The organism is Acidithiobacillus thiooxidans ATCC 19377 (assembly GCF_009662475.1).
Taxonomy (GTDB): domain Bacteria; phylum Pseudomonadota; class Gammaproteobacteria; order Acidithiobacillales; family Acidithiobacillaceae; genus Acidithiobacillus; species Acidithiobacillus thiooxidans.
Window position 1 is genome coordinate 2,327,288 of sequence record NZ_CP045571.1, and the last position, 19,745, is coordinate 2,347,032.

Here is a 19,745-nt window from a genome sequence, read left to right on the forward strand (position 1 = left end):
TTTTTCAAAAAATAATTACTCAAGTTCAGACCGTCAGCTTAGACTATAGTTCTGTTTTTCTTCAGGCGCGTATTTTTTCCAGGGTGGATAATTCCGGAGATTGTTCGTGCAGGCGCTGCAATTCAGCAAATTGTCGGTAAGTGGGACAACTTTTCAGCAGCGCTTCATGACTACCAATAGCAATGAGTCGGCCCTGATCAAGCACGGCAATGCGTGCAGCATGAACAATAGTGGCCAAACGATGCGCTGCCACCAGGGTGGTCCGCTGTGCGGTCAAATTAGCCAGTGCCTCCTGAATGAGCCGCTCATTTTCCGCATCCAGGGCGCTGGTGGCCTCATCCAGAATCAGTACACGAGGGTTTCTCAGAATCGCCCGGGCAATGGCAATGCGTTGGCGTTGCCCTCCAGATAAAGTTACGCCTTTTTCTCCAACATGGGTTTTCAGTTTATCTTCCAGTCGGTCAGAAAATTCATCCACCCGAGCAGCCTTTACTGCAGCCAGTAAAGCTGCCTCATTGGCATCAGGACGCGCCATCAAAATGTTATCCGCAATACTCATGGAAAAAATGACAGGATGTTGAGGGACTACAGCCAGTTGCTGGCGCAAACTACGCAAGGGCATGGCATCAATGGCCGTTCCATCCAGCAAAATTTGCCCTTCGCTGGGTTGATAATGGCGCATGAGCAGGGAAAACACCGTACTTTTACCGGCTCCGGAAGCTCCTACAAAAGCCACCGTTTCTCCTGGTTCAATATCCAGGGAAATATTTTCAATAGCGGGCACATCCGGCCGCGAAGGGTACCGAAAGGCGACGCGCTCCAGGGTCAATCGTGCCGGATTTCTGATGGAAAATTCAGAGGATTCTGGAACTTTGCCGACTTCGCCTGACAAAGCCTGGGCACTGTGTTCCGGCTTTTCATCCAGCAGCGCCAGCAAGCGTTCAGTGGCACCCGCCAGTCGCGACATACTGCCCCATAACTCCCCCAACGAGGCCAAAGACGTTGCCGCCATCAGGGCATAAAGCAGAAATGCCGCCAGTACGCCCATGCCCACCTGCTTTTCGAGAACCGCGAGACCGCCCAGATAGAGCATAGCGCTGAGTGCCAGAAAAACCAGGCTTCCCGTCAGAAAGGTGGACCAGGACTGGACTTTGACCCGCGACCAGACTTGTCCCAGCAACAGATGAATATCCTGGCGATATCGGGTTTCAGTCTGAGGTTCGAGGGTAAGCGCCTGGATAACCCGAATGCCATTGATAGACTCTTCGGTATGGGCACTGAGATCAGCCAGATAATCCTGCTCCTTGCGGCTGTATCCGCGCTGCAGACGTCCTGAGCGGATATTGACAAACACCAGCAACGGCAATACCAACACTCCCGGGAGCAGTAACTGGGGCATGGTCACCAGCATCAACACCAGCGCGCCGACCAGGGTGATGCCGCTTTGCAGACTGCGCCCGAGCACGCCCGTCAAACCAAAACGTAAAATGGTGACATCACTGCTCAGGCGCGAAATGACCTCACCGGTCCGGAATGTCTCATAAAATATGGCGGGAAGATGCAGCGCATGACTGAACACCGCGCTGCGCAAATCGGCGACGACCCCCTGCCCCAACCAGGTTGCCAGACCATCCCGCAGCCCGCGCATGGCGACCGTAAACATACCCAATATGAACAGCGCAATGCTGATCCAAAGTAATGCCTTGTAACTATGGAACCCCTTGTCGAGAATAAACCGGGCTCCCTGGGGCAAAACCAAGGAAGCGCCAGCACTGCAGAGCATGGCCAGCAGATAAGCCAGCAGTAGCCCGAGCCGGGAACGCAAAAAGGGCTTGAGTTTCCATAATACCCAAAGATTTTTGTTGACCGGACGTTGCCAGGGATTTTGCGCCACTCAGTCACCTTATCAGCGAATTACAGGAATAACACAGCATACGCCTGCCCGACGGCTTTGGCTGCATTATCGCGATCCGTCAATTGACCGCTGGCAACCTTCAGCAGCAGAATGTGCCAAATTCCCTCACTTCCTGGAATAACTATGCAATCCTTTGATGCACTGAATCGCTACGCCATTCCCGAACATGTGTTTTTTCGCTTTGGTCCGGGGGGGCAGATTTTTGCGGACATTCGCAACAGCAGTGCCAGTGCCAGTGTTTTCCTGCAGGGGGCTCATCTGACAGCGTTTCAACCACGCTCCCAGTACGATCCACTCATCTGGCTTTCGGAAAAATCGCGCTTTGCCGTCGGCAAATCCATTCGCGGCGGCGTGCCGGTATGTTGGCCCTGGTTCGGTCCGCATCCCGACAACAGCCAGTTCCCGGCCCATGGCTTTGCCCGCACCCACTTGTGGACCGTCAGCGATTCATCAAGCAGCAAGGACATTACCCGGATTACCCTGACCCTGGAGCCCACGAACGAAACCCGGGCACAGTGGCCTCATGAAACTCCGGTCAGCCTTGAAATTGTCGTTTCAGAAACTCTGGAAATGTCTCTAACTACCCATAACGCAGGAAACGACACAATCACTCTGGGTGAGGCCTTCCATACGTATTTCCACGTGGGCGATATTCATTCGGTGCGCCTCGAAGGTCTGGATGGTTGTACGTATCTCGACAAAACCGCAGATTTCGCCCGGAAGCAGCAGGAAGGTGACATTACCTTCAACGCCGAGACCGACCGGGTTTATCTCAACACCCAAAATGATTGCATTATCCATGACCCGCGCATGTACCGCCGAATTCGTATTCATAAGGAGCATGCCGATTCCACAGTAGTCTGGACGCCCTGGGCCGAGAAAGCCGCTGCCATGGGAGATTACACGCCGGATGGCTGGCGGCAGATGCTCTGCGTGGAATCCGCCAACGCCGCCGAAAATGTGCTGCAACTACAGCCGGGTGAGAAGCACACGCTGATGGTGCGTTACAGTGCTGAACCTCTTTGATCCCTTGAAAGTGGCTGTTGCCGCAGAGGCTTTGCCGCGACTTTTGGCCCGCGCCGTTGTTGTTCTTGGAGAAATCCTGCGCCCGTCAGGAGAGCTGTTTGAGCCCGCAGGGCGAGTTCTCTCCTGACAGCAGGATGAGCCTAGAACAACAGGCGAGGGACAAGGGAGCGGCAAAGCCTCTGCGGCAACAGCCACACCTTTCAGACTGAATCAGGCACCCACGGACGCAGCCACTTCAAACGTAAACTGTTACTGAGCACAAATACTGACGACATTCCCATGGCCAGTCCCGCCAGCATGGGATTCAGCTGAAATCCCCAGGGAATCAGCACACCCGCAGCCACCGGAATCAGCAGGATATTATAAAAAAACGCCCAGAATAAATTACCGCGAATGGTCGCCATGGTTTTTCGCGCTGCCTGCACTGCCGTCACCAATGCACTGAGATCCCCATGGGTTAAGGTCAAATCAGCCGTCTCCATGGCAATGTCAGTGCCTGAAGCCAGGGCCAGGCCCACATCGGCCTGAGCCAAAGCCGGAGCATCATTGATGCCATCGCCCACAAAGGCGACTTTGCCGCCCTGGCTTTGTAACTGCTTGACGATATTTGCCTTATCCTGAGGCAACACCTCTGCATAAAACTCTTCTAATCCAAGGTGTTCGGCAAGATGCCGCGCTGCGCTCTGGCTGTCACCCGTAATCATGACCACCCGCATACCCATGGACTGCAGTTGCCGGACGACCGCTAAGGATTCGGGTCTTACGCTGTCCTGAATGGCGATTTTCCCCAGCAAATGTCCATTCCCGGCAATATACACCCAGCTTTGGGCCACCTGCGGCTCAGTCCAAAATTTAGCGTCCTGCTCTACGCCATTCTCCTGCAACCAGACCGCCGTACCGACCAGAATTTTCTGTCCGGCTACGACACCCTCAACACCCCGGCCAGGGACGGCCTGAAAATCCGTCACAGGAGACAGGGAAATTTCCCGTTCACGCGCAGCCTGAACAATGGTCCGCGCCAAAGGATGCTCAGAAGCCGCTTCCAGCGACGCAGCCAAGGTCAGAACCTGGCGGACATCGTCTGCGACAATTTCACACACGGCTGGCGTACCCCGCGTCAACGTGCCGGTTTTATCCAGACAGACCGTTTTCACCTGGGCCAGCGTTTCCAACGCCAGTCCTTTGCGAAAAAACACACCTAACTCTGCAGCCCGGCCGGTACCGACCATGACCGCCGCCGGGGTGGCAAGTCCCATGGCACAGGGACAGGCCACCACCAGCACCGCCACAGCGGACAACAGGGCCACAGTAATAGCCGGGCTGGGTCCCAACCATAACCACACCATAAAACTCAGCAGCGCAATGCCAATAACCAAAGGCGTAAATACACGAACCACCCGGTCAGCAAGACCCTGGATGGGCAGCTTTCCAGCCTGGGCCTGCTCGACCATCTGAATAATATGGGCAATGACTGTATTTTGCCCCACCGCAGTCGCTTCGATAATCAGCCTGCCGTTACCATTGATCGTCGCGCCGACGACGGCGTCACCTGCTTTTTTATGCTCAGGTAACACTTCTCCGGTCAGCATGGCTGCATCTATATAGGATTCTCCTTCCAGGACGATGCCATCCACGGGCAGACGCTCTCCCGGTCTGACCAGGAGATGATCTCCAGTGCGGATGCGGTTGAGTGGCACCCGCTGTTCCTGCCCATCTTTGAGCAGTGTTGCGTCCTTGGCCTGAAGATCAACCAGATGCCGAATCGCCTGCGAGGCCCGGCCTTTGGCCAGCTCTTCCAGATACTTGCCGAGCAGAATGGCGGCAATGACCACCGCCGCCGAATCAAAATACACATGCCCTCCGACCTGGCTGAAAAGCTCCGGGAAAATCAGCACGATCATGCTGAACAGCCAGGCGGCTCCCGTACCGGTAGCCACCAGAGAATTCATATCCGGAGACAAATGACGGTAGGCAATCAGACCCGGACGAAAAAAACGCCGCCCTGGACCGGCCAGTACCAGCGTTGCCAGTACGGCCTGAACCCAGTCCCAAAAACGCCCAAAGAGTGCATTTTCTTGCAGCCATCGTCCCAACGCCGGAAAAAGCAGGGGACCCATGGACAAGCACAAAATAGGCACAGCCAGAACAACTGCCGTCAGCAAATCTTTTCGCATAAGCCGCAGCTGGAAGATTTTACGATCTTCACCCCGGGCATCAGCACGGACCGCCCGCGCTTCATAACCGGCATTAACAACAGCCGCAATCAATTGATCCTGATTAGTGCTATCCGGAAAATATTCCACCATGGCCCGTTCTGTGGCCAGATTGACACTGGCCGACAGGACGCCAGAAACCTTGCCCAGAGCGCGCTCCACGCGACTGCTGCAGGAAGCACAAGTCATCCCGCCAACCTCCAGCTCAGATTGGGCCACGACGGGTTGATAGCCTATATCAACAATCGCAGCCCTCAGCGTTTCCAGGCTGGTCTGGGTCGGATCGAATGCCACGGTTGCCCGCTCAGTACTCAAATTCACGCTGGCCTGCACCCCCGGCAAGCGATTCAGCGTGCGTTCTACCCGACTGCTGCAGGAAGCACAGGTCATCCCTGCCACCCCGATCTCCAGATTTTTCATAACGCTCCCTTTCCTGCCCGCTGCCCATTGCTATTTGAAAATTACAATCTGCAGCATATCCTTGTAGCCAGATGTAATGTCAATCCATCACCATGGGCAACCGCGATCTTTTCGCCTACAGCAAAATAGTTGATTTTAAGTGACGGATGCTTATCATTTGCCCTCTTGTGCGCATTTGCCGCACCCGCTGAAAATGATATCTGGAGTTTAACATCGTGGATATTCGCCTTTCCCGCCGCGTTACTGCGGTGCGTCCCTCTCCGACACTCGCCGTTACCGCCCGGGCACAGCAACTCCGTCGGGAAGGCAAAGACATTGTCAGTCTCGGCGCTGGCGAGCCCGATTTCGACACACCCGAATATATCAAGGATGCGGCCATACAAGCCATTCATCGAGGCTTCACCAAGTACACCGCAGTCGGTGGCACGCCGGAGCTGAAAGCCGCCATCATAGCCAAATTTGCCCGGGACAATCATCTCGATTACCGCCCCAGTGAGGTGCTGGTCTCCGTCGGCGGCAAGCAGAGCTTTTTCAACCTCTGTCAGGCCTTACTGGATGCAGGAGATGAAGTCATCATTCCCGCGCCCTACTGGGTGTCCTATCCCGATATGGTCATTCTTGCCGAGGCCTGTCCGGTCATTATTGATACGGACGCCGCACAACACTTCAAAATTCTGCCTGAACAACTGGAAGCGGCCATCACCGAAAGCACCCGGCTTTTAGTGCTCAACAGCCCTTCCAACCCCTCAGGAGTCGCTTATAGCCGCAGTGAACTCGAAGCACTGGGAGAAGTATTACGTCGTCATCCCCGGATTTTGATTGCCACTGATGACATGTATGAAAAAATCCTCTTTCAGGACCAGCCTTTCGTAAACATTACCAATGCCTGCCCCGATCTGAAAGAACGCTGCATGGTGATGAATGGCGTCTCCAAGGCTTATGCCATGACCGGCTGGCGCATAGGCTATTGTGCAGGGCCCGAAACACTGATTACGGCCATGAACACCGTGCAGTCGCAAAGCACCTCCAATCCAACCTCCATCGCCCAGGTAGCTGCCCAGGCAGCTCTGGAAGGGGGCGATAGTGCGGTGCATGAAATGGTTCATGCTTTCCGGCGCCGTCATGCTTACGTTTATGGTCGCCTGCATAGTCTTCCGGGCGTCAACGTACTGCCATCAGATGGCACCTTTTACAGCTTCCCGGGCTTTCATGAAGTGATGCAGGCCAAAAATCTGCAGGATGACCTGATTCTGGCGGAAGCCCTCCTGGAAGCAGGCGTTGCGGTGGTACCAGGTTCTGCCTTTGGAAGCCCCGGACATATTCGCCTTTCTTTTGCGACCAGTGACAAAAATCTGGAAATGGCACTGGATCGCATCGAACAATTTGTAAAAAGTTAGGCGGGGCTGACCGTAATCGCGGCGGCGGCCCTGGCAGCCCTTTCCCGCGCCTCTTCCACACTTTCTCCGGCAGCGACGGCTACACCAAGACGCCGCAACTTGCTGGCCGTCGGCTTGCCAAACAGACGTAAATCACTTTCCGGTACGGCCAGTGCTGTTTCAAGACCGGCATATCGGGGCCCCCAACCCAGGTTTTTACCCCGAATAACCGCAGAAGCGGAAGCTCTGCGGAATCCGGGATCAACGGGCAAGCCCAGAATAGCCCGCAAATGCAATTCAAACTCGTTCTGGCGTTGACTGGCCAGGGTCACCAGACCGGTGTCATGGGGTCTGGGCGACAACTCACTGAAAATCACTGCTTCACCCTGCACAAAAAATTCCACCCCATATAATCCCTGTCCGCCGAGATTATCCGTCACTTTTTGCGCCATGCTCTGTGCATCCTGAAGCGCCTGCGCGGACATGGCCTGGGGCTGCCAGGACTCCACATAATCTCCGGCTTCCTGACGATGTCCGATGGGCGGGCAAAATACTGTACCTAAGGCAGAGCGCACCGTCAGCACGGTGATTTCAAAATCAAAGTCCACAAAGCCCTCGACAATGACTTTCTGCGCCCCCACACGCCCGGCCGTCTGCGCTTCCTGCCAGGCCAGCGCCAATTCCGCCGCACTCCGTGCGACCGACTGCCCTTTGCCGCTGGAAGACATGACCGGTTTGATCACACAGGGGAAACCCAGCTCGACAGCTGCCGCCTCCAGTTCCTGCAAGCTGCTGGCGAAGCGGTAAGGAGACGTGGGCAAGCCTAATTGTTCGGCCGCAAGACGACGAATACCCTCACGATCCATGGTTAATTGCACGGCCCGCGCCGAAGGGACCACCGTAGCCGAGCCGGAATTTTCGATTTCTGCCAGGGCGGAGGTGGCGATAGCTTCAATTTCCGGGACCACGAAATGCGGTCGCTCACGCTTGACCAGAGCCAGAATTGCTTCAGGGTCTGTCATATCTATCACGTAGGCGCGGTGAGCGACCTGCATGGCAGGCGCATCTGCGTAACGATCCACGGCGATGGTTTCAACGCCCAGACGCTGGGCAGCAATCAACACTTCCTTACCTAATTCACCGGCGCCCAGCATCATCAGCCGGGTCGCAGAAGCAGAACACGGAGTACCCAGATTCATGCGCATTTCCTTTAGCAAAAAACAATTAAAGCCCGATATGTCTATACTCAACATAGTATCATTTTCCCGACAGACGCATACGCAAAGGAGCATGACATGAGTAAACCCAGTATAGGCATGGTCGGTCTTGGTCGCATGGGCGCCAATATGGCGCGACGTCTGCATCTAAAAGGCATGGATGTCATTGCTTACAATCGCCATGCCCAAAAAGCTCAGGACCTTGCCCAGGAAACCGGCATGCGCTCTGCCAGCACTCTGGAAGATCTGGTCAGACAATTGCCAGCCCCCAGAGTCATCTGGTTAATGTTACCAGCTGGTGAAGCCACTCAGGAGCATATTGATCAACTGCTTCCCTTGTTGGGCAAAGGTGACATCCTGGTCAATGGGGCCAATGCACTCTACGAAGACTCCATGGCGCAGGCCGCCAAGGTCGAAGCTGCTGGCTTGCATTATGTCGACGCGGGTGTGTCCGGCGGGGTTTGGGGATTGAAGGAAGGCTATGCCTTGATGGTAGGCGGCAGCCAGGAGGCGGTTACTCAGGTTACGCCTTTCCTGAAAGCCCTCGCTCCCGGTGAAAATCAGGGGTGGCTGCATTGCGGACCGGTAGGTAGTGGGCATTTCGTGAAAATGGTTCACAACGGTATTGAATATGGAATGATGCAGGCACTCGCCGAAGGTTTCGCCATTCTTCAGGCTAAAACCGAGTTTAATCTGGATCTCGCCAATGTCGCCGAAATGTGGCGCTATGGCAGTGTTGTCCGCTCCTGGCTTTTGGATCTGACTGCTGACACCCTGCACAAAGATCAGGTCCTCGCGGATATTGCGCCGGTGGTCGCCGACTCGGGCGAAGGGCTCTGGACCGCTCAAGCCGCTTTGGCCATGAAAATTCCTGCTCCGGTCATCACGCTGGCCCTGCAGATGCGTTGGGCTTCCCAGGGAAAAGACGACTATGCGGCCAAGCTATTGGCCATGATGCGCAATCAGTTCGGCGGTCATGCCGTACAAAAGGAGGACTGAGTGGATAACCAATGTATTTGTCAGTTCGTCATTTTTGGCGCTACCGGGGATCTGGCCAGTAAAAAACTGCTCCCGGCCCTGTATCACCTGGAATGTGCCGGTATGATGCCCAAGGAAATGCGTATTTTGGCTTTTGGGCGGCGTCCTTGGGACAATAATGGCTGGCAGGATTTCTTGCGAGAACAATTGGAAACCTACGCAGGAAATTATCATGACGAACATTTTGATGATTTCTGCAAACACTTTGAGTATGTGCGTGGAGAAATTCATGAAAAGGAGTCTTATGAAAAGCTCCGCGCGGCACTCACTGAGGAAGGTGCGGATAAACCTGCTGCTACCATATTTTATCTGGCCATTCGCCCGGCAGATTTTGTGCCTGTTGTTCAGCATCTATCGAGTGCCGGCTTCAATCAGGAAGGCGACTATCGTATTGTTATTGAAAAGCCTTTCGGTGAAGACCTGGAAAGCGCCATGCGTCTCAATGAACAGTTGCATCGTCACTTCCGCGAGGAACAGATTTATCGCATTGACCACTATTTAGGCAAGGAAATCGTCCAGAACCTGATGGTTTATCGTTTTGCCAATCTGGCCGTAGAAGCCCTCTGGAACCGCAATTATATAGACCATGTGCAAATTACCGTAGCCGAAAGTGGTGGTATCGAAAGTCGCGCCGGTTATTATGATCAGGCCGGAGCATTGCGGGATATGTTGCAGAATCATCTGATGCAAATTCTGACTCTGGTAGCTATGGAGCCCCCCCCTTGCATGGAAGCGGACGCTCTGCGTGATGAAAAGGTCAAGGTACTCCGCTCTATTCGACCCATCCCCAAATCTGCCGTCACGGCCTATGCCATGCGCGCTCAATACGGTCCCGGGGTAGTAGATGGCAAGCATGTACCGGGCTATCAGGATGAAGCCGGGGTTGAAACCAACTCCATTACCGAGACTTATGTGGCCGCGAAATTTTATATTGATAACTGGCGCTGGCGCGGGGTTCCTTTTTATCTGCGTACCGGCAAACGCCTCGAAAACAAAACCTCCAGTGTTGCCCTGCGTTTTCGGCATACGCCTCAGCAGCTTTTTCGAGAAACCAGTATCGAAAAAATCGAACCCAACTGGATCCTGCTTTCTTTGGAACCCGAAAGTCTGAAAACCGAAATCCAGATCAAGGAACCCGGCCTGGAAATGCGCGTCCGTCCGGTGCAGCTCAATGCATCCTATCGCAAGGAGGGTGAACAGGAGCTGGATGCGTATGAAGCTCTACTGCTGGATGTCATGGAAGGCGACAAAGCCCTGTTTATCCGCTTTGATGAAGTGGAATGGGCCTGGCGGGTAGTAGACCCGATTATCAAGGCTTGGGGCCGGGAAACCGACTACATCCTCACCTATCCGGCGGGCTCCTGGGGACCGGAAGAGGCTGCGCGGATTATGGACAAAGAAGATCAGTATTGGCGCAACAAAATCTAAGCTGAGCGTGAGCGACAGCCCTGAAAGCTCGACTGTCGCTCCTTGATAACAAAAAAAATACTATATGATTCAATCAAATAAACTATCCCTATAAAAAGCGTAGTCGAACGTCTACAGCATAAGCTAATAAACGCGCCATAGAAATACACTAATTATTATTTTTTATTTTATATTTCATGTGGATATAGTTATTGGCATGGTTTCTGCTTAATCATCCAGGTCAGTTACCTAATGATAGTCAAGTAAGGAGACACCATGAAAAGCACAGGAAACACGATCATTCCCGAATGGGAAATTACCCGGCTTTCTGAAATTATCAAGGCCATGTCTCATCCATTGCGCTATAAGATCATCTGCCTACTTGGTCGCGGTGAAATGAGCATGCAAAATCTGGTGACCGCCATCAACACCAGTCACAGTAATGCTTCCCAGCATCTTGCCCTGCTTCAGGACTCCGGTCTGGTCCTGGTCAGAAAGGTGGCCAGTCGCGTTTATTACCGCATCCGCGATCAACGCACCTTACGCTTGCTGGAAATCAGTAATCAAGTACTTGCCTGATCCATTTTTTCAATATGTTGCATGGCTCGCCGCAGAAATTCTGCGGCGTTTTCGTTGACTGTCGCCGTACCCAGAAATCGACGCCATTCTCCAGCGCCAGTAACCCCAAAATACAGACCATGCAGATGTCGGCTCAGGCGTGGCGCAGGCAACGCCTCTCCCCAGTTTTCGGCATAAGCCAGTAATTGTTCGAGCACGACGGATCGATCAGGTAATTGCCCGCGCCTGTCCAGGACCATTTCCACTTCGGCCAGGAACATTGGATTATGATAAGCCGCTCGACCAATCATCACCCCATCGACGTGAGCGAATTGATCCAGTACCGTTTCAGTGGTCTTGAAGCCCCCATTGACTTCAATGCGCAAGTGGGGGAAATCGCTTTTCAGACGATGTACCCAATCCCAGCGTAATGGCGGTATTTCCCGATTTTCTGCGGGATTCAGGCCCTTCAACCAGGCATTACGGGCATGCACAATAAAATGCTGGCATCCCGACTGCGCCACAATTTCCACGAATTGATGCAAAGACGCAAAATCCTCTTCGCGATCCAATCCCAAACGATGTTTGACACTCACCGGTAAGGCACTGTCCGAAAGCCCTGCCATCAGCTCGGCAACCAATTCCGGAGTCGCCATGAGGCAGGCACCAAAACTGCCCTTTTGTACACGTGGCGAAGGACAACCTACATTCAGGTTGATTCCGTCGTATTGATACTCCTTGGCCAGCCTGGAAACACGGCGCATCGCGGCCGGATCATCCCCCCCTACCTGCAAAATCAAAGGGTTTTCAGCCGCAGAATACTCCAGGAAACGCTGGGGATCGCGACCCAACAAAAGCGCATTAGTCGTCAGCATTTCCGTGTAGAGCACGCAGGAAGGACAAATCAGCCGCAAAAAATGCCGACAATGACGGTCTGTCCAGTCGAGCATGGGCGCAACCGATAATATCTTAACACTTGATTCTAGTGTATTTTTATTTATATTCATAAGGTTGACTCATATTCCCATCGTCCGAATTATGCCGTATTTTGCCGCATTAGCTTGTATTTTACCGTATCCGGTGTTACAAGAGTGCAACATGAAATCGTTTCCCCGTCCATGTTGCACCGGAGCACCAATTTGGCGACTATTGTCTCACGAAAACAGAAGGATGGTACCCTTCGTCATACCGCAACGATTCGTCTCAAGCGCAATGGGGAAGTTTTCCATTGTGAGAGCCGGACGTTCCATAAAAAAGCGGTGGCCAAAGCCTGGGCATTAGAACGCGAACATGCCCTTCGTGAAAACCCCGCAGAGGCTATGCGTCCTTCGACGGCGCTGCCCATTGGCAAGATGATTGATCGCTACATTGAGGAAAAGCAAACTGTCGAGCCGTTAGGCCGTACCAAGTTACAGCACCTGCTCCTCTTGCGGAGACTGCCCATTGCAGAATGCATGGCATCTGAACTTGATGCCCCGCGCCTTATCTCCCATATTCGTAGTCGCCGCGTGTCCGGAACAGGGCCATCCACCGTGCTCAACGATCTGATCTGGTTGCGGGTAGTCTATCGCTATGCACGCGCCGCCTGGGGCATACCACTGTCCATGGAAGCCATCGGTGATGCGACAGAGCTTTGCCGTGCCGAGCGACTGGTAGCGAGATCACGGAAGAGAAAGCGACGGCTCAAACGGGAAGAAATAGAGACAATCTGCAAGCGGTTTTTATCACTGGGACACCGAAAATCCTCGCCACCCATGTATCTTATTTTCTGGTTCGCTATCTATTCATGCCGCCGGCAATCGGAAATCATGTCCATGCGACTTTCGGACTACGATCAGGATCGTGGAATCTGGCTTGTACGCAACATGAAAAACCCCGGCGGATCACAAGGAAACGATCAATGGATGCACATCACAGATGCCCTTCTGCCCGTCATTAAAGCAGCCATAGAGGACGCTGATCTGGTGGTACGCCGAAAAATGATGCAGGATGACCGACTGTTTCCGTTTGATCCAAAAACCATTGGGTCTTACTGGACGCGGCACATGCAAATTCTGGGAATCGAAGATCTGCATTTTCATGACTTGCGACATGAAGGTTGCTCACGGCTGGCCGAAGACGGGCTGAGTATCCCTGATATTCAGCGTGTCAGCCTGCATGAGTCATGGAGTAGCCTGCAAATCTATGTAAACAGGGACATCCGCAGTCAATCGGTTACACGCGCCGAGTTTGATCCTACATTTTCCAGCAGATGATCAATCCCCCTCAGCCAGAACATCAGCGACAGCATCCTGCAAAGGATGATAAATGCCGACCCGCTTTCTGAAAAAGACGGGGCAGACGAACATCATTCAATTTGCCTTGGGCCTACGTGCATCCCTTGTGCTTGCGCTCCACCCAATGACACGTAGGCAGCGGAAGCGGTCATTCGGCGGATTGCCCGTCATGTTCTCGCAACTCGTCACTAATGCTGTAAAACGTGGCAGTCTTATGAGCATGAATTTAGAAAATCATGGCTGGTAGCTGAAAAAGGCTAGAGCATGCCTTTGGTAGACCTTCAATCCTGCTGCCGCATAGGTTTTTCTGGGCCAAGTTCGTCAATGCGATAGCCATCTGGGTAGCTTGGCCAGCGTAATTGCGTACGCATCACGGATTTGTTTCTGAGCGGTAGCGCACTGGCTATTCGTCCGCGCAAATGTAATGCATCCAACTACCGGCAGAATAAAGGAAGACACGATACTACATACTCCAGTTAGGGATATTTACGTATGACTCGGTTAATGGCCATGGCGAGTTTGGATGCAGAAAAAAATCCCAGATGACGTTCTACTATACGCCCATCGGGGTCGACGATGAGCGTATAGGGAAGCATTTCATTTCGATCTCCAATCTCCGAAAGGACTTTGCTCGGATGTGCTCCAGCCAAGAGTGTTAGATACTTGACGTGCTCCTTATCTATAAATTTCTCAGCAGATCTTTTGCCATCCAGTGCTATACCCACGAAGCGCACCTTGGAGCCCAGATTTTGATGGAGACGAACAAACCCAGGTGTTTCCTCATGGCAAAACGGACACCAGTTGGCCCATAAGTTTACCACCATGACCTTGCCTTTGAGATTGTTTAAATCCACTTTCCTTCCGGAAAGATTAGTCAAAACTATCTGCGGAAGAAAAGTTGTCTTGGCAACGACTTTTGCACAAGACTGGGCGGTTTCAAGTTTGAAGTGCAACACCGCTGTTTAACTGCCTGATTTGCTGTGCCATCACTTCGGCTGGAGTTCGGAATCCCAAGGATTTCCTGGGCCGATTATTGAGTTCCTCCGCTACCTGAGTCAAACGCCGTTGCGAATATTCGGATAAGTCCGTGCCCTTGGGGAAATACTGACGCAGTAGGCCATTCGTATTTTCATTGGTCGGACGCTGCCAGGGGCTATGTGGGTCAGCGAAATAAACACATATGCCCGTATTTCGCTCCAGTTCCTGATGCCGAGCCATTTCGCGGCCCTGATCATAGGTGAGCGTTTGCCGGAAGCTCTTGGGCAGCGTACGCAAACGCCGCGTAAAGCTTTCCAGGATCGCTTCTGCCGTAGCATCCTCCACTCGCGCGAGGATGACGAAGCGACTGCTACGATCCACTAACGTGCCAATAGCACTGGCATTGAATGCCCCCTTGATCAGGTCGCCTTCCCAGTGACCGGGTACTTCGCGAGCTTGTGCTTCCTCCGGGCGCTCACGGATTGAGCGCATGTTCGTGATCCCGCCACGACGGTCTTTACCTCGTGTGCGGGGCTTGCGTTTGCTGTGCCCTCTGCGCAGCCCTGCAATCAATGCCTTGCGCAGTTCACCAGCCGGGTGGGCATAGATAAACTGGTAAATAGTCTCATGAGAGACGTGCCACTGTTTGTCTTCGGGATAGTCCATCCGCAACCTCCCCGCTATCTGCTCCGGTGACCACTTCCTTTGCAGAATAGCGTGTGTCACCGCGAGGGTTAAAGGCGAACCTTCAGTCAACTTCCTGACTCCCTTGCGTCGGCGCCTCTGCGCTTCTTCCCGAGCGCATACGGCGTCATAGGTCTCTTCCACACGACCTCGCTGAATCTCCCGACTGATCGTGCTAGGGCTTCGGCCCAACTGCCTGGCAATGCCACGAATACTCAGCCCCTGATTCAATCCACGCTGTATCTGGTTTCGCTGATCGGGCAACAATTGCCTGTATTTTCTGGCCATCTCTCACCTCCGTCTGCCTTCGACCAGAGGTGTTGCACTTCATTTTAGAGCGCGCCCTGTTCCGGTATCGAACAAAAAAGAGCGGCAATTAATATGGCGTTAAAAATTCGTTGAAGGATTTTCATATCTTCTCCAGCCGAATTGGCTCAAGGTCATCATTATCGTTCCCCCGCGTCCGCAAGCAAATGATCCATGCTTGCGTCATCTGCTTCCAGACATTCCAAAATCGGACACGCATGATGCTGGTTAGGATATTCTTGTTGGCAATCCTGAATTAAACGGGCCAATACGATTTCCAGTCTTCGCAAAGCCTGAATTTTCGCAAGCACCGCAGATTGTTTGATTTTTGCCTGATGCAGTACAGCATCACAGGCTTGAGTTTTGTCGGACTGCAACAGAAGGAGTTCACGCGCTTCTTTTAAGGTAAAGCCAAGCTTTTGGGCGTGCTTGATAAACCGAATGCGTGCAATAGTCTCCTCGGGATACCGTCGAGAGCCAAGATACGGCTTCTTGGGCTGCACGATAAGACCTTCCCGTTCGTAATAGCGTACCGTTTCGACATGGACACCGGCAGCACTGGCCACTTCGCCAATACGATAACCTTGTCGATGAGATGGCTCAGTCATGGCAAATCTCCTTGCAGATACTGAAATTTTTGCAGCAGAGCAACCTGGAAACCGAAAAACATCTGACTGATGTACTGCGCTTCCTGTAACGGATAAATAGCCATTGTCAGATTCCTGGCGCACGCCGTGCAAAGAAAATATATACCTGTACACAGCCCGCTACATGCCGGTTGTTCCGCGCAGGTTTTCCCATCCAGGTGCCCCATGGCAACGCAGGGAGCTCCGATAATGTCCGGGCTATCCCCGTTTGGATCCAAGCCCCATTTAATAGCCACAGCACAATCGTGACATGCGCTCTCAATCTCTATGGGAGCATTCCACAAGAACGGTATCGCGAGCGCATCAATGGCGCACATCGCAAATATGGACTGGTGTTTCCCATTCGAGACACGAATAGGGGTTTCCTTCGCGCTGAAGGGATAAGCACCGATCAAGCCTTCCGGACTGATTGCGACTGCATCCAGCATCCTCAACCTTTGCAATGGGATTTCGGGAAAATTCTGCGCCAATGGTGGATGCGCATGCAGTACCCAGAATCGTATAATTTCTGCATAGATCTTCTGTACAGGCTCCGGTTCGTTCATGACTCGAGACTGGAGCGGGAATTCTCTCAATAAATTTTGCAGCCCTCTTTCCATGTGATCCTGACGCATGATGGCTTTCCTTATCCGTTAGCCGGCACAACAGGACAATTGCTTGACATCCTTGGTAAATGTCTGGGCACAGAGTTTCAGTCCTTCCACCATGGTCAAATAGGGAAATAGTTGATCCGCCAAATCCTGGAAGCGCAATCCACCCCGTAGAGCCAATGCCGCAGACTGGACAATTTCACCACCCTCAGCAGCCAGAATCTGCGCCCCCAACAATTTTCCAGTGGGTTCGTCCGCTACCAGCTTGATAAATCCTCGGGTGTCAAAATTCGCCAAGGCTCTGGGGACATTTTCCAGACTCAGGGTGCGGCTGATGGTTTTGATCCCCCGCTTTTCAGCCGCCTTTTCATCCAGTCCAACCGTGGCCACTTGCGGATCTGTAAAAACCACAGACGGCATGGCACTTAGATCCAGTGCGGCATCGCCTCCTAACATGTTGACGGCGGCACGTGTGCCCCCCGCAGCGGCGACATACACGAACTGAGGATGCGTAGTGCAGTCTCCTGCCGCAAAAATGTGGGAAACGCTTGTACGCATGTGGTCATCAACCAGGATGGCACCAAACTCGTTGGTGGCAACTCCAAGGGATTCCAATCCCAAATCCTGCGTATTGGGTTGGCGACCCGTTGCCACCAGCAACTGATCTGCACGGAGCCGCTCCGAATCAATCTGGATCTCGAACTGCCCATTATTATGGTGCACGCTTTCTGGAACCGTCTGCTGAAGCACCCGGATACCTTCTTCTGCAAAGACAGTCTGTAAACCCGCGCCCAGTGCTGGATCTTCCCTGGATAACAAGGTACTGCGTGCCAGAATAATGACCTCTGCACCCAGTCTGCGGAAAGCCTGTGCCAACTCTACAGCCACCACCGAAGCACCCAATACCACCAGATGCCGGGGTATTTCTTCGGCGACAAGTGCTTCTGTCGACGTCCAGTAGGGAGTCTGGTTCAATCCGTGTATTCGAGGCACATGGGGATGCGCACCAACAGCAATAAGAATGCGATCTCCCCGAACGGACTGCTCTTTTCCATCGTCGGTGCGCACGACAATAGTATGGGCATCGGCGAATCGAGCGGTTCCCTGGAGCAGGGTAATCTCTGGATGAGAAGCGAGTACGTTGACGTATTTTTCGTTGCGGAGTTCGTCCACACGCTGCTGCTGCTGCGCCACCAGTGCCGCACGTTCCACCGTAGGCTCACAATGGCCCAGTCCCTGGAATGGGTGTGCGCGCTGCCAATGTGCCATTTGCGCCGCGCGGATCATGATTTTGGACGGAACGCAGCCAATATTGACGCAGGTTCCCCCCAACGTCCCTTTTTCGATCATCGTAACGCGCGCGCCACCATCAACACAGCGGATCGCCGCAGCGAAGGCTCCCGATCCAGATCCCAGAATAATCACGTGTAATTTTTCTGCTGCAGGCGCATCGACACGAGTGCTTCGGTCGTGCAGGTCTGCGTCCACCTTGGCGACCTGTGCGCCGTAACCGCTCTTGACGACAGCCGCAGTGAGCACGGAATCAGCAACGTCGTCGGCTACCTCCACCTCCGCATAACCTTCAGGAAAGAAAACGTTTGCTTTGTCGACACCGGCGACGTCCTTAAGGGCTTTTTCTACGGTCAAAGCGCAGTGCGTACATGTCATCCCGAGTATGTTCAACTGAATGGTTTTTTTCATCGTGATACTCCTTGTATTCGTAATTCAATATGCGAATTAAGCATGCGCCAAAGAAGCCGGATACCCAATATTCCTAAAGGTTTTCAGGAGAACAGATGGGCTCACTTTTTTGGCATCATAGGTCACCGTCACCGTCCTTTTCATGTCATCAATATGGATATGCTGCACACCTGGGATGCGATGCAGTGCAATATAAATAGCCGTTTCACAGGCCTTATCCCCACAGCTCATTGACGGCACACTGAATACCGACGTAACAGAAGCTGCCTGCACGACAGCAGCAGAAGAAGGCGTGCCAGCCCACGCGAAAGGCATAGCGAGCACACCGCTCGTCAGCAGCGAAAGCGCAGATATTAACACCAGATTTTTTCCTGAATTTATCTTTATGTGCATTTTAGTCTCCTTGAGTGCATTGCAATTTAAAAGAACTACATCAACAAGCCGGGCAACACATGCGGCAATGCCAGAAAGACAATAACCAAAACGGTACCCGCCCATAAAAGAGGGGATTGCCAACGGCCCATTCGTCCAACCATCGAACACGAACTACAGGCCAGCGCCTTTTTTTCGCGATAATTTTGAACGTGGGCGTATCCCAAAAAGAGCAACACGACCACATCCAGGTAAGGGGCGTAAGGATCAAGCACCCGCAAGTTAGCCATCCATGCGCCACCTACACCAGCCACAATCAGCAATAGCGGCAAGACACAGCAAGCGGAAGCCAGGAAACCCACTACGACCGCTACTAACAACCCCCATAGCCCCTTTGGTCGGACATTCTGCATATTCGAGTTATTGGTGGCGCAGCCAGATCCCTGTGGATCCGATTTACTGACTTTAGTATTCATAACGTCTGAACCTCCACTCACCTGGATAGAAGCGTTCTTCAACCTGTCTACTAAGGACTATAGATGCCGTAGCATAGTACGGTGTCAAGCATGACCTCCATTTCAGGGTAGAGGCCTCGAGTCGCTGGTCCGCAGGTTTCACCTTTGACGTGGAGGTCGGTAGTGATGTTGAAGTACTACTCCACGGGGATCATCTATGGCTGGGCATCGATCTACTTCCCCGAAATCATCAGGAAATGATTTTCTATCACCTGCTGCTGAAACTGAGCTTCAAAAGGATAATAGACCCTGGGTTTTTTACCCCAGCCAGATTCAGTTTATGAATCACATTGAATTTTCCCAGCAATGTATCGGCCAGATAAAGCAATTTATGGCCTAGCTCCGGGCACTGGTGATACTCAACTTGGATAACTGCTTTGGGCCATTTGCTTTCCGCTGCTGAATGACCGCTTTCAGTCTACTGCCCACCATCAGAGATCAACGGCGGCAGGGCAGCGATAGTGGCCGTTCAAATTCTGGGTAACTTAGCTTAGAGTCAAAGCTGT

At 52.9% G+C, this 19,745-nt stretch carries 17 protein-coding genes; 6 read left to right on the plus strand and 11 right to left on the minus strand.

The annotated features are described in order from the left end of the window. Positions 1–61: 61 nt before the first annotated feature. Positions 62–1,894: an ABC transporter ATP-binding protein gene (locus GCD22_RS12335; RefSeq protein WP_031573817.1), complete on the minus strand. Its 1,833-nt coding sequence runs from the start codon at positions 1,892–1,894 to the stop codon at positions 62–64. Between the two features lie 144 nt (positions 1,895–2,038). On the opposite strand from GCD22_RS12335, the gene GCD22_RS12340 reads away from it, so the two are divergent. Then, on the plus strand, positions 2,039–2,941 hold the full coding sequence (locus GCD22_RS12340) for a D-hexose-6-phosphate mutarotase (RefSeq protein ID WP_031573820.1): 903 nt from the start codon (positions 2,039–2,041) through the stop codon (positions 2,939–2,941). 200 nt (positions 2,942–3,141) lie between these two features. On the opposite strand, the gene GCD22_RS12345 is transcribed toward GCD22_RS12340, so the two are convergent. Beyond that, positions 3,142–5,574 carry a heavy metal translocating P-type ATPase gene (locus tag GCD22_RS12345; protein WP_031575063.1) on the minus strand — a complete coding sequence of 811 codons (2,433 nt, stop codon included), beginning with the start codon at positions 5,572–5,574 and terminating at the stop codon, positions 3,142–3,144. A 215-nt stretch (positions 5,575–5,789) separates the two neighbouring features. On the opposite strand from GCD22_RS12345, the gene GCD22_RS12350 reads away from it, so the two are divergent. Then, on the plus strand, positions 5,790–6,971 hold the full coding sequence (locus tag GCD22_RS12350; RefSeq protein ID WP_031575065.1) for a pyridoxal phosphate-dependent aminotransferase: 1,182 nt from the start codon (positions 5,790–5,792) through the stop codon (positions 6,969–6,971). On the opposite strand, the gene purT is transcribed toward GCD22_RS12350, so the two are convergent. Beyond that, positions 6,968–8,149 carry a formate-dependent phosphoribosylglycinamide formyltransferase gene (purT, locus tag GCD22_RS12355; RefSeq protein ID WP_081577275.1) on the minus strand — a complete coding sequence of 394 codons (1,182 nt, stop codon included), beginning with the start codon at positions 8,147–8,149 and terminating at the stop codon, positions 6,968–6,970. The two genes, GCD22_RS12350 and purT, sit on opposite strands and share 4 nt — an antisense overlap. A gap of 60 nt (positions 8,150–8,209) precedes the next feature. On the opposite strand from purT, the gene gnd reads away from it, so the two are divergent. The 3 genes from gnd (at position 8,210) to GCD22_RS12370 (ending at position 11,191) form a co-directional block, all read left to right on the plus strand. After that, on the plus strand, positions 8,210–9,166 hold the full coding sequence (gene gnd / locus GCD22_RS12360; protein ID WP_254892703.1) for a phosphogluconate dehydrogenase (NAD(+)-dependent, decarboxylating): 957 nt from the start codon (positions 8,210–8,212) through the stop codon (positions 9,164–9,166). After that, positions 9,167–10,633, plus strand: coding sequence for a glucose-6-phosphate dehydrogenase (gene zwf, locus GCD22_RS12365; RefSeq protein WP_010637955.1), 1,467 nt, complete (start codon positions 9,167–9,169; stop codon positions 10,631–10,633). 255 nt (positions 10,634–10,888) lie between these two features. Next, on the plus strand, positions 10,889–11,191 hold the full coding sequence (locus tag GCD22_RS12370) for an ArsR/SmtB family transcription factor (RefSeq protein ID WP_010637953.1): 303 nt from the start codon (positions 10,889–10,891) through the stop codon (positions 11,189–11,191). On the opposite strand, the gene dusA is transcribed toward GCD22_RS12370, so the two are convergent. Beyond that, a complete protein-coding gene (dusA, locus tag GCD22_RS12375) occupies positions 11,176–12,177 on the minus strand; it encodes a tRNA dihydrouridine(20/20a) synthase DusA (protein WP_081577276.1) in 1,002 nt (333 codons plus the stop codon). The two genes, GCD22_RS12370 and dusA, sit on opposite strands and share 16 nt — an antisense overlap. A 132-nt stretch (positions 12,178–12,309) precedes the next feature. Here dusA and GCD22_RS12380 point away from each other — a divergent pair, with 132 nt between their 5' ends. Continuing rightward, a complete protein-coding gene (locus GCD22_RS12380) occupies positions 12,310–13,425 on the plus strand; it encodes a tyrosine-type recombinase/integrase (protein ID WP_158006082.1) in 1,116 nt (371 codons plus the stop codon). A gap of 497 nt (positions 13,426–13,922) precedes the next feature. Here GCD22_RS12380 and GCD22_RS12390 read toward each other — a convergent pair whose 3' ends face one another. The 7 genes from GCD22_RS12390 to GCD22_RS12420 all read right to left on the minus strand — a co-directional run bounded on the left by GCD22_RS12390 (position 13,923) and on the right by GCD22_RS12420 (position 19,200). Then, entirely contained in the window at positions 13,923–14,402 is a 480-nt protein-coding gene (locus GCD22_RS12390) for a TlpA family protein disulfide reductase (RefSeq protein WP_153940803.1), read from the minus strand. Then, positions 14,383–15,396, minus strand: a complete 1,014-nt coding sequence (locus GCD22_RS12395) for an IS30-like element ISCARN114 family transposase (RefSeq protein ID WP_040429107.1) — start codon at positions 15,394–15,396, stop codon at positions 14,383–14,385. The genes GCD22_RS12390 and GCD22_RS12395 overlap by 20 nt, the downstream gene beginning before the upstream one ends. Before the next feature lie 158 nt (positions 15,397–15,554). Further along, positions 15,555–16,022, minus strand: coding sequence for a MerR family transcriptional regulator (locus GCD22_RS12400; protein WP_010641810.1), 468 nt, complete (start codon positions 16,020–16,022; stop codon positions 15,555–15,557). Continuing rightward, positions 16,019–16,675, minus strand: coding sequence for an organomercurial lyase (merB, locus tag GCD22_RS12405; RefSeq protein WP_010641808.1), 657 nt, complete (start codon positions 16,673–16,675; stop codon positions 16,019–16,021). The genes GCD22_RS12400 and merB overlap by 4 nt, the downstream gene beginning before the upstream one ends. Positions 16,676–16,693: 18 nt before the next feature. Further along, positions 16,694–18,358 carry a mercury(II) reductase gene (gene merA, locus GCD22_RS12410; RefSeq protein ID WP_425321092.1) on the minus strand — a complete coding sequence of 555 codons (1,665 nt, stop codon included), beginning with the start codon at positions 18,356–18,358 and terminating at the stop codon, positions 16,694–16,696. A gap of 30 nt (positions 18,359–18,388) precedes the next feature. Next, the gene (locus tag GCD22_RS12415) at positions 18,389–18,745 is read right to left on the minus strand and encodes a heavy-metal-associated domain-containing protein (RefSeq protein ID WP_010641806.1); all 357 of its coding nucleotides are present in this window, start codon (positions 18,743–18,745) and stop codon (positions 18,389–18,391) included. A 35-nt stretch (positions 18,746–18,780) separates the two neighbouring features. After that, positions 18,781–19,200: a mercuric transporter MerT family protein gene (locus tag GCD22_RS12420; protein ID WP_244947528.1), complete on the minus strand. Its 420-nt coding sequence runs from the start codon at positions 19,198–19,200 to the stop codon at positions 18,781–18,783. Between the last annotated feature and the right edge of the window lie 545 nt (positions 19,201–19,745).

Coding starts and splice junctions, on each gene's coding strand:
- merB (WP_010641808.1), bottom strand. CDS start 16,675: ATGCGTCAGGATCACATGGAAAGAGGGCTGCAAAATTTATTGAGAGAA.
- GCD22_RS12340 (WP_031573820.1), top strand. CDS start 2,039: ATGCAATCCTTTGATGCACTGAATCGCTACGCCATTCCCGAACATGTG.
- GCD22_RS12370 (WP_010637953.1), top strand. CDS start 10,889: ATGAAAAGCACAGGAAACACGATCATTCCCGAATGGGAAATTACCCGG.
- GCD22_RS12345 (WP_031575063.1), bottom strand. CDS start 5,574: ATGAAAAATCTGGAGATCGGGGTGGCAGGGATGACCTGTGCTTCCTGC.
- GCD22_RS12415 (WP_010641806.1), bottom strand. CDS start 18,745: ATGCACATAAAGATAAATTCAGGAAAAAATCTGGTGTTAATATCTGCG.
- GCD22_RS12420 (WP_244947528.1), bottom strand. CDS start 19,200: ATGAATACTAAAGTCAGTAAATCGGATCCACAGGGATCTGGCTGCGCC.
- GCD22_RS12400 (WP_010641810.1), bottom strand. CDS start 16,022: ATGACTGAGCCATCTCATCGACAAGGTTATCGTATTGGCGAAGTGGCC.
- dusA (WP_081577276.1), bottom strand. CDS start 12,177: ATGAATATAAATAAAAATACACTAGAATCAAGTGTTAAGATATTATCG.
- GCD22_RS12395 (WP_040429107.1), bottom strand. CDS start 15,396: ATGGCCAGAAAATACAGGCAATTGTTGCCCGATCAGCGAAACCAGATA.
- purT (WP_081577275.1), bottom strand. CDS start 8,149: ATGAATCTGGGTACTCCGTGTTCTGCTTCTGCGACCCGGCTGATGATG.